The sequence below is a fragment of the Nocardiopsis sp. NRRL B-16309 genome (assembly GCF_001279585.1).
In the GTDB taxonomy this organism is placed as follows: Bacteria; Actinomycetota; Actinomycetes; order Streptosporangiales; family Streptosporangiaceae; genus Nocardiopsis.
On record NZ_LGEC01000068.1, the window covers coordinates 31,607 to 45,544 of the forward strand.

Sequence of the window (13,938 nt, forward strand, 5' to 3'; positions counted from 1 at the left end):
GCCGTGTCGCAGTCGTGTCCCGGTCGTCCGCGGACCACGGATTCCCGTGGTCCGGTGGCCGATACTGGGCGGGTGGCACGACTCCTCCTGATCGAAGACGACCCCATGGTGCGGCGGGGGCTCGAACTCGCGCTGTCCAGGCACGGGCACGGCGTGCGCACGGCCGACACCGGCGAGGAGGGCCTGGAGGTCTTCCGGTCCGCCCCGCCGGACCTGGTCGTGCTCGACGTCATGCTGCCCGGCATGGGCGGGTTCGAGGTGTGCCGCCGCATCAGGGCCGTCGGCGACACACCGGTGATCATCCTGACGGCGCTCGGCGACGACTTCGACATCGTCGGCGGGCTGGCGGCGGGCGCGGACGACTACGTGGTCAAGCCCGCGCAGCCCACCGTGCTCGACGCACGCGTGCGCGCCGTGCTGCGCCGCAGTTCCGGTGAGGCCGGCGGGGCGCGGGTCCACGGCGACCTGTCGATCGACACCACCGCTCTGACGGTCTCCCTGCGCGGCGAACCGGTCTCGCTCACCCCCACCGAACTGCGCCTGCTCCTGGTCCTGTCCCGGTCCCCGGGCCGGGTGTTCAGCCGTCAGCGGCTCCTGGAGGAGGTGTGGGAGCACGACTACCTCGGTGACTCGCGACTGGTCGACAACTGCGTGCAGCGGCTGCGGGCCAAGATCGAGTCCTCCGCCGGGGCTCCCCGGTACGTCCAGACGGTGCGCGGGTTCGGCTACCGGTTCGGGCCGGTATGAGAAAGCCTCGATGGCCGCGCCCCCGCGGACTCCGCGCCCGGCTTCTGGCCGCGTTCGTCCTGGTCACGGTTCTGGGCGCCGCCGCGTCGGCCTGGGCGAGCGCCAACGCGGCGAGCGCGGCGCTGGTCTCCTCGCACCAGCAGCGGATCACCGACACCGTGGCCGCGCAGGTCGAGGCCGCCGCGCCGCACCTGACCTATCCGCCGGACCAGGAGGCGCTCGACCGTCTGGACCAGGCCGTCGGAGGCGAGGCCCTGGTCACCTTCGGGGACCTGGCCTCGGCCGGCGCCTTCGACACCGGCCTGGTCACCGGCGAGATCCGCGAGGCCGTGCGGCACGGGGACGAGGTGGTCGCCCAGCGGATCACGCGGGACGACCGGTCCTGGCTCCTGGTCGGGACCCCGGTCGTGACCACCGCCCTGGACGGGACGCGTTCTCCCTCCGGGATCGAGGTCTACGCCCTGCGCGACCTCGCCGACGTGGAGCGCGAGGTCGACGGGCTCACCCTGGCCGCGTTCACCACGGCGACGGCGGCCCTGCCCCTGTCGGCTCTCCTGGCGCTGCTGGCCGCGCGCGGCGTCCTGCGGCCGGTCCGAGACCTGCGCGACACGGCCGGGCGGCTGGCCTCGGGCGACCTCGACGCCCGTTCGGAGCCCCAGGGCGCCGACGAACTCGCCGAACTGACCGTCGCCGTCAACGAGATGGCGGCCTCGCTGCAGGACTCCATGGCGATGAAGGAACGGATGCGGGCCGACGCCCGCCGGTTCGTCGCGGACGTCTCCCATGAGCTGCGCACGCCCCTCAGCACGCTCGCGGCCGTGGTGGAGGTGCTGGAGTCCTCGACCGAGGGCGTGCACGGCGACGCCCGCGAGTCCGCGCAGATGGCGATCAGTGAGACCCACCGCCTGATCAGACTGGTGGAGGACCTGATGGAGGTGTCCCGCTTCGACGCCGGAACCGCCAGGCTGCACGTCGAGGAGGTGGACGTGGCCGACACGGTCCGGGCCTGCCTCCGGCTGCGGGGCTGGGCGGACCGGGTCGAGCTGGAGGCACCGGAACGGGTCGTGCTGCGCCTGGACCGCCGCAGGCTGGACCTCATCGTGGCCAACCTGGTCGGCAACGCGCTGCGGCACGGGGCGCCGCCGGTGCGCGTCTCCGTGCACCCGCTCCCCGGCGGTGTGCGCGTCACCGTCACCGATGCCGGGCCAGGGCTCGGCGAAGAGGTGCTCCCACACGTGTTCGACCGCTTCTACAAGGCGGACCGGTCGCGCACCCGCACGCCGGGCAGCGGGCTGGGCCTGGGCCTGGCGCGGGAGAACGCCCGTCTGCACGGGGGCGACGTCACCGCGGCCGACACCGGGTCCGGCGCGCGGTTCGACCTCGTGCTTCCCGAGCAGGAGGAGGAACGATGAGGCGCGTGTGGGCCGCGGTGCCGGTGCTCGTCCTGGCCATGGGATGCGGGAGCCCCGCATCGGAGGTGGTCGAGGGCGGCCCGGCCCCCACGGGCGTGGCACCGGGGGTCACGCTGTACTTCCTCGACGACCAGGGGGACCTCCGGCCCCAGCTGCGCGACACCGGACGGCTGGGCACGATCCCCGAGGCGATGTCCCTCCTGCTGGCCGGGCCGGGCGGCTCGGACCTGCGCACGGGGATCGAATCCAACGGCCCCCAGCGCATGACGGTGACCGTGCGGGAGGACGTGATCGAGCTGATGGCACCGCTCTCCGCCGACGAGGTCAGCCCCGCGGGCATCGACCAGATCGTGTGCACCGCGCTGGCGGCGCACGTGCAGTCGGGCGGCTCGCCCGACACCGGGGTGCGGGTCGGGCTGACCCTGCCCACCCCCGAGTCGGACGGGATCCGTACCTGCCCCGTGGAGCACTGAACCGGGTCTCAGTCCAGGGCGCCGACGTCCACCGAGGGCGCGGGCGGCGCGGGGACGGCGATCCACAGGAGGGCCAGGCCGACCATGACCGCGGCGAAGGCGAGGGCGCCCGCGCGTCCCGTGGCCCAGCCGGCGCGGAAGCGGATCGGGTTCTCGACCAGGTGGGTCGAGGCCGCCGCCAGTCCGATCGACACCGCGCAGACCACGGACGTCCACCACCACCCGGTCAGCCCGGTCGCCTCGGGCGAGAGCAGCACGATGACCGGCCAGTGCCACAGGTAGAGGCTGTAGGAGATCAGCCCCGTCCACCGCAGCGGCTCCCAGGACAGGGCCCGCGCCACCGGCCCCCGCGGGCTGTGCGCGGTCAGGCTGATGAGCACCGCGCAGGCCAGGGCGTGCGCGAACAGTCCGCCCGGGTACAGCCAGGAGGAGGCCGTTCCGTCGGCGAGGAGCCACAGCGCGGTGACCACGGCCGCCGCGAGGGCGCTCGTGGCCGTCGCGGCCCCCGCGGAGCGCTCCACCAGGCGGGCCGAGAGATGGCGCACCGAGGGGGTGGCGGCCAGCGCGCCCAGCAGCAGCGAGAAGGCTCGCGTGTCGGTCCCGGTGTAGACGCGCGTCGGGTCGGCGGGGTCGACCAGAAGGGCCGTGACCAGCAGGGACGCGGCCGCCAGGGCGGCGGCGAGCACCGCGGCCCGGGTGCCCGCCCGCGGACCGCGCAGCGCGACCAGGGCCAGGAGCAGCGGCCAGAGCAGGTAGAACTGCTCCTCCACGGCGATGCTCCACAGGTGCCCGAACACCCGGTCGGCGCCGAACCGGTCCCAGTACCCGGCCGACCGGGCCAGCAGGTGCCAGTTGACGAGGTTGGCCTGGACCCAGGGCCCGTCCGCGAGCGTGCTGCGCACCAGGCCGGGGGAGCCCACGGCTCTGACCAGCAGCGTGACGCCGACGAGCATCAGCGCGAGCGCGGGGAGCAGGCGGCGCAGGCGGCGCCCCCAGAAGGCGAGGAGGCAGACCCGGCCGGTCGCCTCGATCTCGCGGAGGAGCAGGCCGGTGATCAGGTACCCGGACAGGACGAAGAACAGGTCCACGCCGAGGAACCCGCCGTCCAGGTGCCCGGTGTGGAAGAGCAGGACGCCGATGATCGCGACGCCCCGCAGGCCGTCCAGGGCGGACAGGTGCCGGCCGCGCTTCGGGGCGGCCGGGCCGACGGTGGCCGAAGGGTCTGGTCTCATGTCCCCCGAGCCTGCCGGGGGCGCGTCCGGGGGCCGTCACCGCGATGTCCCGGTTCCGTCGCAGGGCGGGGTCCCGGACCTGGGGCGCTCGCGGCCCGGGGGAGGGGAGGAGGGGCGGTGCCCGGGCTTCTCCCGCACACACGCCGAGGGCCCCGGCGCCATGCGGCGCCGGGGCCCGAGAGTTCAATACCACCTACCGGCCGAGGCCGGTCATCCGCTTCCCGAGGTCGATCTGGGACGGGAGCGCGGGGATCGCGGTTGTGTGACCGTGGACCTCCTTCTTCCGAATCAGGGTCCTGCGGTACCCGAGCGGAACGTTCCGCGCCCGGGCGATCCTGATGGCATCTACTCCTCTCGATCTCACTTCGTGTCCTGCTCCGACTGCGGTCCTACCGGCTCCCGGCGCCGTACAACCGTGCGCCGGTCGAGCCCTACCGCGTCCTGCCACGGCATCCCCTGTCCGAGCGGGAGGCCGGTCCTGCCGAACTGCTGTACTGCGGTCCTACCGGCTCCCGGTGTCTTGACGCACGTGCACACCGTCGAGCCGTCCTGCGTTCCACCGGCGTATCCGGTGGTCCAGCCGTGGATCTCTGTGGCTACGACAGGAAATGTAGCAGCATGAGGCAGGCATGTCTACTTTGGCCACTGTAGTTTTCCGGCGCCTTCGGGAAGAGGTTTTCCGGGGCCGTGATCGTCGGGCGCCTGCGCCGGCTCTCCTCTCCTGCCTCATCGCCTGCCACCCGGCCGGTTCCGCGCGCCCCGCCCGCGGCGGTTCGGCGTTCCCATGCCACCCCGTCTGATCCCGCGTCCGGCGGGTCCTTCGATCGTGGACGTGGCCGACGTCAGTGCCGCTCCCGGCGCGGCGTGCGGCCGACACGGCGCCGAGGCCGACCCGCGACGCCGGTGGCTGGGCACCGCGACGCCGGGCCGATCACCGCCGGAGTCCAGGGCGATCGGCCACCTTGGTTTCATCGACGCAGGTCAGCGAGTTCTCCACGCGCGTCTTCGATCACCGTCCCTTCGACCGCCTCCCACTCTCCAGCGAGGTGTACGGCGGCACCCCATCAATGCGATCGCTGGACGCTTCCGTATTGCAAAGTCATTAAGCGACCTTTGACAGTTTTGCTATAGCAAACTAACGTACGCGTGAGCGGCGTCACAGTCCGGCGACCGCAGGAGAGGAAGGTCGCTGATGACGGCATTGGATCCCGACGCGGACCGGGTGTCAGGACGCAGGATCACCTTCTTCGTCGTCCTCGCGGTCTTCGCGCAGGAGTCGACGTGGAACTTCTACGACGCGCAGGTGCCGCCGCTGCTCGGCGAGTACGTGGCCAGCGCCGCGCTCATCGGCGCGCTGATGGGCATGGACAACCTGCTGGGCATCTTCATCCAGCCCTGGATCGGCAACCGCTCGGACAACACGCGCACCCGGTGGGGCAGGCGCATCCCCTACCTGGCCGTGGGCATGCCCGTCGCCGCGCTGCTGTTCGCCGTGATCCCGCTGGCCTCGTCCCTTCCCGTGCTGGTCGCCCTGATGTTCTGCTACGCCCTGGTGTGCAACAGCTTCAAGCCGATCGCCGAGTCGCTGCTGCCCGACTTCATCCGTCCGGAGCGGCGCAGCAGGGCCAACGCCGCCGTGAAGGCGGCCAGCAGCCTGACCATCGTCGTGTCGGCGCTCATCAGCCTCTTCCTCGTCGACTCCTTCCCGGTGCTGTCCTTCTCCGTGCCCGCCCTGCTGATGCTCGTCTCGGCCGTCGTGCTGGTGCTGAAGGTGCGCGACAACAGCTCGCCCGCCTACCGGGAGGTCGCGGCCGAGGACGCGTCCATGGCCGCCGCCGCGGCCTCGGGCCGGGACCCGGATACCCCGGCCACGACCGTGCGCGCGCTGCTCACCGACATCGTCCGCGACCCCCGTCGGGAGCGCCTGCTCGTCATGGTCGCCATCCTGCTGTTCGGCTGCGCGTGGGCCGCGTCGCGGTCACTGGTGACGCCCTACGGGATGGAGGCGCTGGGGCTCTCGCGCGGCAGTGCCGGCGGGCTCACCCTGCCCAGCGGAGTGGCGTTCATCCTGGCCGCGTTCCCCGTGGCGCTGCTGTCCGAGCGCATCGGGCGGCTGCGGGTGATGGCCCTGGGCATGGGGGTGTTCGCCGTCTCCCTCACGCTCGGCGCGATCGGCGACTCCCCGGCCGCCGCCGTCGTCGCCCTGTGCGTGGCCGCGATCGGCGCCGCGGGCTTCCTGGTCAACGGGGCGGTGATCCTGTGGAACCTGGCGCCGTCGGCGCGCGCGTTCGGTACCTACACCGGCCTCTACACGGTCGGCTGGATGGGCGGCGGCTTCATCGGCCCGGCCCTGGTCGGCGCCATGGTCGAGGTCACCGGATGGCGCTTCATGCTGGCCGACGCCGCGCTGCTCGCCGCTCTCGCGGTCCTCGTGGTGCTGCGGGCGCTCGCACTCCAGCGCCGGGCCGAGACGGCACGGGCGCTGTGAGCGCCGACGCCGGTCCCGACACCACCGCACCCCTCGGTGTGCCCCGGCGGGGGCGGGGCCGTGGCCGCCGCCAACAGACGATTTCCTTCCCACCCGACCAGACCCGCGTCCCACCCAACCAAAGGAGTACCAGGTGAACGACACTTCGGTGCGGATCCTCGTTCCGTCCGGCATGCTCGGCGCCGGATTTCCGCCAGAGACGATCGAGCGCGGCGTCGCTCTGGGCGCGGACGCCATCGCCGTCGACGGCGGCTCCACCGACTCGGGTCCCCACTACCTCGGATCGGCCACACCCAAGACCACCCGCGCCCAGGTCGAACACGACCTGCGCATCCTCCTCACGGCCGCGAGCGGTGCCCGCATCCCGCTCATCGTCGGCTCCTGCGGTACGAGCGGCACCGACGCCGGCGTCGACTGGGTCGCCGACATCACGCGGGACGTCCTGGCCTCCGAAGGGCTGGACCTGACCGTCGCCGCCATCTACGCCGAGCAGACGGCGTCCTCGCTGGTGGAGGACCTGCGTGCCGGAGCGGTCCACCCGCTGCCGCCGGCCGGTGCCCTGGAGGCGGCCACCCTGGAGAGCTGCACCCACATCGTCGCGATGATGGGGCACGAGCCGATCGAGGCGGCGCTGCGGGGTGGAGCCGACGTCGTCCTGGCCGGACGCGCCACCGACACCGCGGTCGCCGCCGCCGTCCCGCTGATGCGCGGCATGCCCGCCGGTCCCAGCTGGCACGCGGCGAAGATCGTCGAGTGCGGCGGACAGTGCACGACCGATCCGCGCGGCGGCGGGGTACTCGCCACCATCGACCACGACGGCTTCACCATCGAACCGCTCGACCCGGCCGTGTCCTGCACTCCCACCTCGGTGGCGGCGCACATGCTCTACGAGACCGCCGACCCCTTCCGGATGCGTGAGCCCGCGGGCACGATCGACGTCACCGAGGCGACCTACCGGGCCCTCGACGACCGGATCGTGCGCGTGGAGGGCTCCAGGTTCGAACCCGCGCCGCAGTACACGGTCAAGCTGGAGGGCGCGCGGATCAGCGGCTACGAGACGATGTCGTTCACCGCGATCCGGGACCCCCACATCCTGGCCGACATCGAGGACTGGGCGGCCCTCCTGCACCGGATCCTCGGCGAGTGGGTGAGCAGGACGCTGCGACTGGACCCGGACGAGTACGCCGTGGACATCCGGCTCTACGGCCACAACGCCGTCCTCCAGGACCGCGACCCGGCCACCGGCCCCGCCCGTGAGGTGGGGGTGATGCTGCTGGTCCACGCGAGCGACCAGGCCACCGCCACCGCGATCGCCAAGGTCGCCAACCCGCTGATGCTGCACCTGCCGACCGCGGACATGGCCTACCTGCCGAGCACCGCCTTCCCGTTCTCGCCCGCCGAGACCGAGCGCGGCGCGGCCTACGAGTTCGTCCTCAACCACGTCGTGGACACCGACGACCCCACCGCCCCGTTCCGCACCGAGTACCGAAAGGCCACCGCCGATGTCTGAGACCCTGGGCGACCTCGCCCTGGAGGTGCGCTCCAAGAACGCCGGCCCGTTCTGGACCACCCTGGAACTGTTCATGCGCGACGAGGCCGGCTACGCGGCCGCCGCCGACGAGAACTTCCTCAACGAGGACGTGGTCGCGCGGCTGTACGGCGCCCCCGCCGAGCAGGTCCGCTTCTTCCGCATCCCCGCGTTGAACGTCGTGAAGATCTCCTTCCCGCGGATCGTCCCGCAGGGAGGGTTCCGCGACCGCGACGTCCACTCGGGCCAGCACCACGTCCCGCTCGCCGCGCTGGTACCGCCCGCCGCCGGCACCCGCGACGCCGCCACCGGTTGAGGACCGCGCGGTCCCGCACCGGGACCTTCCACCCCGACACCCGCGAACCCGAGGAAGCCACCATGCAACCCACCGAATCCGATCTCACGGCGCTCGCGCGCTGGGACACGCCCGCACTGAGCAACGCCCTGCGCCGCACGGAGTCCGGTGCCGACGGGCAGGGGTACACGGACGGTTCGATCCACCGCGTCGTCGGCGCGACGATGGTGGGAACCGCCGTCACCGCCACCATGCGGGCCCGCGAACCCGGAGACGACGCCGTGCCCGTGGCGGAACTGCACCGCGCGATCCTCGCCGTCGAGGGGCCGGTCGTCGTGGTCGTCCAGGACCTCGACGAGGTCCCGGGCGCCGGGGCGTTCCTCGGCGAGGTCAACGGCACCCTCCTGTCGGCACTGGGCATCGCCGGTTTCGTGACCAACGGGCGCGTGCGGGACGAGCCGGACCTGCGCGGCACGGGCTACGCCGTACACGCGTCGGGGCTGTGCGTCGCCCGCGCCCACATGCGGCTGACCGGCGTCGGAGGCCCCGTCCGCGTCGCCGGACTCGACGTGGCGCCGGGCGACCTGCTGCACGGCGACGGGCACGGCGTCCTCAGGATCCCGCCGGGCGCCGCCGGTGCCCTGCCCGGCCTGGCCGAGGAGGTCCGCGCGGAGGAACAGGAGATCGTGGCCTGGGCGCGGTCGGCGGACTTCACGCACGAAGGGCTGCTGGCCCTCCGACGCGTGCGGCACTGAGCCGACCGCGGCCGACACCCACATGAGCCCCTCTCCCGCGGACGGCTTCGGCCCGCGCTTCGCCCTGCCCGTACTCCTCGGTCCGGCGCTGAACTCCGTCAACACGACCATGATCGCGGTCGCGCTCGTGCCGATCGCACGGGCGACCGGCACGTCCCCGGCGGACGTCATCCTGCTGGTGGCCGGGCTCTACCTCGCCAGCGCGGTCGCCCAGCCGGCCATGGGCGGACTCGTCGACCGGTACGGGCCCCGGCGGATCTACGTCGCGGGGATGGCCGTCGCCGCGATCGCGGGGCTCGTTCCGCTCGCGTTCCCGGCCTTCGCCGGGGCGCTCGCCTCGCGCGTCATGATCGGGATCGGCACGTCGGCGGCCTACCCGGCGGTGATGGCGGCGATCAGGAACCAGTCCGCGCGGGCGGGGCGGGAGGCGCCCCGCGGGCTGTTCGCGGCGGTCTCCGTCTCGGGCCTGGTCAGTGCCGCGGTCGGCCCGGTCCTGGGCGGCGTCCTCGTGGAGGGGTTCGGCTGGCAGGCGATCTTCGTCGTCAACGCCCCCTACGCGGTGGTCGCGATGGCGTGCGCGCTGGTGGGACTGCCCTCCGACCGGACCCGCGACGCGCAGACAGGCCCCGCAGCGGAGGAGCGAGGGCCGGGCGGGCCCGACCTGCCCGGCCTCGTCGTGTTCGCGGTCGCGATCGGGGCCGCGCTCCTGTTCGCCCTCGACGCGGGGACGGACCGGCTCTGGCTCCTCCTCGTCGCCGTGGTCGGGGCGGTGGCGCTCTACGTCTGGGAGAGGCGCCATCCCCGGCCGTTCCTGGACGTGCGCATGCTCGCCGCCCACCCGGCGCTCGTGCGCACCTACGCGCGGCTGTTCCTGGTGTACCTGTGCACGTACCTCGTCATCTACGGGATCACGCCCTGGCTGCAGTCCGCCGCGGGGTACACGGCCGACGCGGCGGGATGGATGCAACTGCCCGCGGTCGTCCTGGCGGGCGCGGCCGCGGCCCTCGTCTCCCGCAGCCGCGGTGTCCGCGTCCCGTTGATCGTCGCGGCGTCCGTCCTCGTCGTCGGCGGGCTGTTCCTGACGGTCACCACGGCCGCCGCGCCGATGTGGGTCCTGCTGGCCGTCATCGCGCTCTTCGGACCCCCGCAGGGCCTGACGGCGGTGTCCAACCAGGTCGCGGTGTACGGACAGGCGCCCGAGGGCCGGATGGGATCAGTCGCCGGCCTCTCGCGCACGGCGATCCAGGTCGCGGCGATCGCCGCCTCGGGGATCATCGGTCCGGTCTTCGGGCCGGCGCCCAGCGACGGCGGCCTGCACGCCATCGGGTGGACCATCGCCGCCCTCGCCGGGGCGGCGCTGCTGCTCACCGTGCTCGATCCGGCGCTTCGGCGCCTGTCCCGCCCACCGCGAGAGTGACTCGGCCGGGCAGGAGCGTTGCTATCGCAAGACCGCCAGGAAACGCATACGGCTATGCTGTCAGGTATCGTCGAGCCATGAACGGCAGGCAGTTGCGCACCATGACGACCGAGACGCTCGCCGAACGCACGTACCGGGCGGTGCGCGACGCCATCAGGGCCGGAGAGCTCAAACCCGGTGAGAAGATCACCGAGCGCGGGCTCGCCGAGCGGCTGTCGGTGAGCCCGACCCCCGTACGCGAGGCGATCCGCAGGCTGGAGACCGAACGGCTGCTCGACCGCACCGGCCCCCGCACGGTCGTCGTCGCCGCAATGGAGGACTCCGCGGTCCAGGAGCTGGCCGAGGTCGAGGTCGCCCTCCGCGGCCTGGTCGCGCGCTTCGCCGCCCGCCACGCCACCGACGACCAGATCGACCGCCTCGACGCCATCCTGGACGAGGCCGACGACCTCCTCATCGTCATCCAGCAGCGCAACAGCGAGGACCGGCCCATCGACCGGCACCTGAGCACCCTCTTCGACACCATGCAGGAGTTCAACGACACGGTGAACTCCTGCGCCCACAACCCGGTCCTGGTGGGGCTCCTGGAGCAGACGCGCGTGTTCTCCCAGGCCGAGCGGCGGGCACGCCTCCGCGAGCACATCTCCGCCGGCGACCGGTCCGCGCTGGACCGCTACAGCTACCACCGGATGCTCGTCCGCGCACTGCGCGACCGCGACGCGGAGTCGGCCGAGCGGATCGTGATGGAGGACGCCCGCGCCGGACTCGTCGGCCGCCGACCGACCGCGAACGACGCCCCCCACGCGGAGTGAGGGCGTCCTCGCCGCTCGCCACGCGGGCGCCGCGAACCTGAACCGCCCGCTGGGGGCCGGCCTTGCCAGCGCGTGTCAGGGGCGGGGTTCGAGGTCCTGGCTGGAGAGGGGTTCGTCCGGCAGGGGGCGGCCCGAGGCGGCCCGGAGTCCGTCCAGGCCCAGGGCCAGCATCGGCGTCGGTCATCGACTGGTCGGTGGACTGCAGGCCGATGATCACGAGCGCGGCCAGGAGCACCACGTCGCCCGTGCCCACGTCGGCGCGGAGCGTGCCCGCCTCCTGCCCCAGGCGGACCAGCTCGTCCAACACGGCGGTGACCTTGCCCCGGACCTCGACGAGCCGGGGGTCGCTCCAGACGGTCCGTCCGGCCTCCGGTGAGAACACCGTCAACCGCAGGGTGAACCGCATCTCGGGCGAGCCGCTCAGTGCGCGGACGAAGGTCTCCCATCCCAGGCCGCCCTCGTCGAGGGCCTGCCGTGCCCGGGCGAGCAGTGCGGAGAAGCTGTCCAGGGTGACCGCGCGGATCAGTGTGTCGCGGTCGGGGAAGCGCCGGTAGAGGGTTCCGACACCGACTCCGGCCTGGCGCGCGAGTTCCTCCATCGGCACGTCCTCCAGCCCCCGCTGGGCGAGCAGTGTCTTGGCGGTGGCGATGATCTGGTCGCGGTTGCGCCGCGCGTCGGCCCGCAGTGGCTGTGGCTCGGCCGTCATGCCGTCCCCCTCCTCCTCGTCGCCTGGGCGTCCGTCCTCCCAGCGCCCATGGAACCGGACGATATCATTCCGAAAAAGTGGACGGGAGGCCTCCGTTTTGATAGCGTCACTCACAAGCGGAAGGACACCTTCCGCATGAGGCCACTGGAGGACGCGTGAGGCCCCTCCGGTGTCCTGGTCGCGGGCGCCTCCGCCACCGCTTGAACTCGAGTTCGAGACACTTTTCCCGAAGCTCCGACCTCAACGAAGAGGGTCACGTATGTCGACTGCACACCCCACCGCGATCATCACCGGGGGAACCGGCGGCATGGGGCTGGCAACGGCAAGGCTCATGGGTCAGGACCACCGCATCGTGCTGGCAGACCTCGACCGGACGCGCCTCGATGACGCGGTGGGCGAGCTGGCCGTGGCCGGAGTCGAAGCGGTCGGCGTGGTCTGCGACATCACCGACAAGGCATCCGTCGAGCGGCTGTTCCAGCACGCGGAGTCTGAAGGAAGTCACGTTCGGGCAGTAGTCCACGCCGCCGGCATCAGTCCGCACATGGGTACGGCCGAACGCATCGCTCGCATCAACGCAACGGGCACCGTCAACATCGCGAGGGTCTTCCTCGCGCGGGCCGCGGACGGCGACGCACTGGTCAATGTGGCGTCAACCGCCGGACACAGCATCCCCAAGCTCCTCGTCCCGCTTCGTGCCTTCCGCCATGCCGAGGATCGACCCGGCGACTTCGAGAAGGCGATCGTCCGTCGCGCGAGGGTCGTCGGCCGGAGACTCCAACCCGGACTGGCCTACGCCATCAGCAAGAACTTCGTCCACTGGTACAGCCGTTTCCTCGCGGCCGAGTTCGGGGAGCGGGGAGCGCGGGTCGTTTCCGTCTCTCCTGGGAGCTTCGATACCGAGATGGGCCGCCTGGAGGAGAACCACGGCGCCGGCGAGCTGGTGAAGTCGGCGGCGATCAAGCGATTCGGCAGGCCCGAAGAGGTGGCGGCTGTTCTCGCCTTCTGCGCGAGCGAAGCACCCGGTTATCTGACCGGGACCGACATCCTGGTCGACGGGGGCACCAAGGCCGGGAGAGAGTGCGCGAGGTTCCAGAGAAGAGCTCAGTAGAGCCCGTCTCGTGTGGATTCCCGCGGCGGTGGCCTCGCCCCGCAGCCGCGGTGGTGTGCTCCTCAACGGTCTTCCCGCGGTCCTCGAGCTCCTTTTCTGCCAGGGTCATTCGGGCGAGGACGACGGCTACGAGCGTCCGTGCAGGTCGCGCCGCTGGACGCGTCCGTGCGGTGGACGGGTCCAGCGGCGCGGGGCCGTGGGTCAGCGGCCGATGGTCCAGGGGCCGTCGGCCTGGATGTGGAGGTAGTCGACCGCTTCGGCACCGTCGAGCAGCGGCAGGTCCCCGAGCGTGACACTGCCCTCGTAGGCGCCGATCTCGTTGACGATGCTCGCGTAGCGGGTCTCGTCCGCGCCGTAGGTCACGATGATGAAGTTGCTGCTGCCGGAGTGGGTGAGCTCCAGGGTCATGTCGGACGAGGGCGTCCAGTCCAGCCGGTAGAGCGCGTCTCCGGTCCCGCTGAGCCAGTAGTTGTCGCTGCCCCAGGTCAGGGCCTCGGACGCGGGCATGGGAAGCACGTTCTGGGAGTCCGCGGTGTCCGCGGGCTCCTCTGCCGCGTCCTCGGTGGTTCCGGTCTCCGTGTCCTGCTCGGCGGTGTCGGTCTCCTCGGCCGGGGCCTCCTCTGCCGGGGCGGAGGTCTCCCCGCCGACGGGCTCCAACTCGCCCAGGGAGAAGGAACAGGAGGTCAGAGTCGCCGCGAGGACGAGGGAGGCGACGCCGGCGGTCGCCCGCGCGAGAACGGTACCGCTCATGGGGGCGAGGGTGAGGTTACGGCTCATGATCAGAGTTTTCCAAGGTGAGAGTCGGTCGGATCCGCCACTCCGGGGACACGGGGGAGTGGAGTCGGGGAAGGGACACGGGAACTGTCCCCTTGCTCTGACACGGGGGAGCCTGCTTCGGTTCCGGGTATCCGGTGACGAGTTCGTGGAGACCGCCTGTGCCCCCCGTCACCCGGCCCCGGGACCCGACC

Annotated in this window: 12 protein-coding genes and 1 pseudogene; 10 read left to right on the forward strand and 3 right to left on the reverse strand. The window is 72.3% G+C overall.

Features of this window, described 5'->3' with window-relative positions; translation table 11 throughout:
* The first annotated feature begins 72 nt into the window (after positions 1-72).
* Genes ADL05_RS12435 through ADL05_RS12445 form a run of 3 tightly spaced genes read left to right on the forward strand, consistent with a single transcriptional unit; the run spans position 73 to position 2,632 of the window.
* Positions 73-747 (forward strand): response regulator transcription factor, encoded by a 675-nt coding sequence (locus tag ADL05_RS12435; RefSeq protein ID WP_053617086.1) that lies wholly within the window; start codon positions 73-75, stop codon positions 745-747.
* Positions 744-2,159 (forward strand): HAMP domain-containing sensor histidine kinase, encoded by a 1,416-nt coding sequence (locus tag ADL05_RS12440; RefSeq protein WP_053617087.1) that lies wholly within the window; start codon positions 744-746, stop codon positions 2,157-2,159. The genes ADL05_RS12435 and ADL05_RS12440 overlap by 4 nt, the downstream gene beginning before the upstream one ends.
* Positions 2,156-2,632: a hypothetical protein gene (locus ADL05_RS12445; protein ID WP_053617088.1), complete on the forward strand. Its 477-nt coding sequence runs from the start codon at positions 2,156-2,158 to the stop codon at positions 2,630-2,632. The genes ADL05_RS12440 and ADL05_RS12445 overlap by 4 nt, the downstream gene beginning before the upstream one ends.
* 8 nt (positions 2,633-2,640) lie before the next feature.
* On the opposite strand, the gene ADL05_RS12450 is transcribed toward ADL05_RS12445, so the two are convergent.
* Positions 2,641-3,864: an acyltransferase gene (locus ADL05_RS12450; RefSeq protein ID WP_053617089.1), complete on the reverse strand. Its 1,224-nt coding sequence runs from the start codon at positions 3,862-3,864 to the stop codon at positions 2,641-2,643.
* A gap of 1,192 nt (positions 3,865-5,056) precedes the next feature.
* Here ADL05_RS12450 and ADL05_RS12455 point away from each other — a divergent pair.
* The 6 genes from ADL05_RS12455 to ADL05_RS12480 all read left to right on the forward strand — a co-directional run bounded on the left by ADL05_RS12455 (position 5,057) and on the right by ADL05_RS12480 (position 11,156).
* The gene (locus ADL05_RS12455) at positions 5,057-6,352 is read left to right on the forward strand and encodes an MFS transporter (RefSeq protein ID WP_053617090.1); all 1,296 of its coding nucleotides are present in this window, start codon (positions 5,057-5,059) and stop codon (positions 6,350-6,352) included.
* 133 nt (positions 6,353-6,485) lie between these two features.
* Positions 6,486-7,862, forward strand: a complete 1,377-nt coding sequence (locus tag ADL05_RS12460) for an acyclic terpene utilization AtuA family protein (RefSeq protein WP_197285775.1) — start codon at positions 6,486-6,488, stop codon at positions 7,860-7,862.
* A complete protein-coding gene (locus ADL05_RS12465; protein ID WP_053617091.1) occupies positions 7,855-8,196 on the forward strand; it encodes a DUF4387 domain-containing protein in 342 nt (113 codons plus the stop codon). Before ADL05_RS12460 ends, ADL05_RS12465 begins: the two co-directional genes overlap by 8 nt.
* A gap of 62 nt (positions 8,197-8,258) precedes the next feature.
* The gene (locus tag ADL05_RS12470; protein WP_156365825.1) at positions 8,259-8,930 is read left to right on the forward strand and encodes an RraA family protein; all 672 of its coding nucleotides are present in this window, start codon (positions 8,259-8,261) and stop codon (positions 8,928-8,930) included.
* Between the two features lie 22 nt (positions 8,931-8,952).
* On the forward strand, positions 8,953-10,347 hold the full coding sequence (locus ADL05_RS12475; RefSeq protein WP_053617093.1) for an MFS transporter: 1,395 nt from the start codon (positions 8,953-8,955) through the stop codon (positions 10,345-10,347).
* Positions 10,348-10,424: 77 nt separating this feature from the next.
* Positions 10,425-11,156, forward strand: a complete 732-nt coding sequence (locus tag ADL05_RS12480; RefSeq protein ID WP_053617094.1) for a GntR family transcriptional regulator — start codon at positions 10,425-10,427, stop codon at positions 11,154-11,156.
* A gap of 523 nt (positions 11,157-11,679) precedes the next feature.
* Here ADL05_RS12480 and ADL05_RS32130 read toward each other — a convergent pair.
* Positions 11,680-11,862, reverse strand: a pseudogene (locus ADL05_RS32130) (helix-turn-helix domain-containing protein); the annotation flags it as partial.
* 259 nt (positions 11,863-12,121) lie between these two features.
* On the opposite strand from ADL05_RS32130, the gene ADL05_RS12490 reads away from it, so the two are divergent.
* On the forward strand, positions 12,122-12,970 hold the full coding sequence (locus tag ADL05_RS12490) for an SDR family NAD(P)-dependent oxidoreductase (RefSeq protein WP_053617096.1): 849 nt from the start codon (positions 12,122-12,124) through the stop codon (positions 12,968-12,970).
* 201 nt (positions 12,971-13,171) lie between these two features.
* On the opposite strand, the gene ADL05_RS12495 is transcribed toward ADL05_RS12490, so the two are convergent.
* Positions 13,172-13,720: a hypothetical protein gene (locus tag ADL05_RS12495; RefSeq protein ID WP_156365826.1), complete on the reverse strand. Its 549-nt coding sequence runs from the start codon at positions 13,718-13,720 to the stop codon at positions 13,172-13,174.
* Positions 13,721-13,938: the final 218 nt, after the last annotated feature.

Coding starts and splice junctions, on each gene's coding strand:
- ADL05_RS12440 (WP_053617087.1), top strand. CDS start 744: ATGAGAAAGCCTCGATGGCCGCGCCCCCGCGGACTCCGCGCCCGGCTT.
- ADL05_RS12445 (WP_053617088.1), top strand. CDS start 2,156: ATGAGGCGCGTGTGGGCCGCGGTGCCGGTGCTCGTCCTGGCCATGGGA.
- ADL05_RS12450 (WP_053617089.1), bottom strand. CDS start 3,864: ATGAGACCAGACCCTTCGGCCACCGTCGGCCCGGCCGCCCCGAAGCGC.
- ADL05_RS12455 (WP_053617090.1), top strand. CDS start 5,057: ATGACGGCATTGGATCCCGACGCGGACCGGGTGTCAGGACGCAGGATC.
- ADL05_RS12465 (WP_053617091.1), top strand. CDS start 7,855: ATGTCTGAGACCCTGGGCGACCTCGCCCTGGAGGTGCGCTCCAAGAAC.
- ADL05_RS12470 (WP_156365825.1), top strand. CDS start 8,259: ATGCAACCCACCGAATCCGATCTCACGGCGCTCGCGCGCTGGGACACG.
- ADL05_RS12475 (WP_053617093.1), top strand. CDS start 8,953: ATGAGCCCCTCTCCCGCGGACGGCTTCGGCCCGCGCTTCGCCCTGCCC.
- ADL05_RS12480 (WP_053617094.1), top strand. CDS start 10,425: ATGAACGGCAGGCAGTTGCGCACCATGACGACCGAGACGCTCGCCGAA.
- ADL05_RS12490 (WP_053617096.1), top strand. CDS start 12,122: ATGTCGACTGCACACCCCACCGCGATCATCACCGGGGGAACCGGCGGC.
- ADL05_RS12495 (WP_156365826.1), bottom strand. CDS start 13,720: ATGAGCGGTACCGTTCTCGCGCGGGCGACCGCCGGCGTCGCCTCCCTC.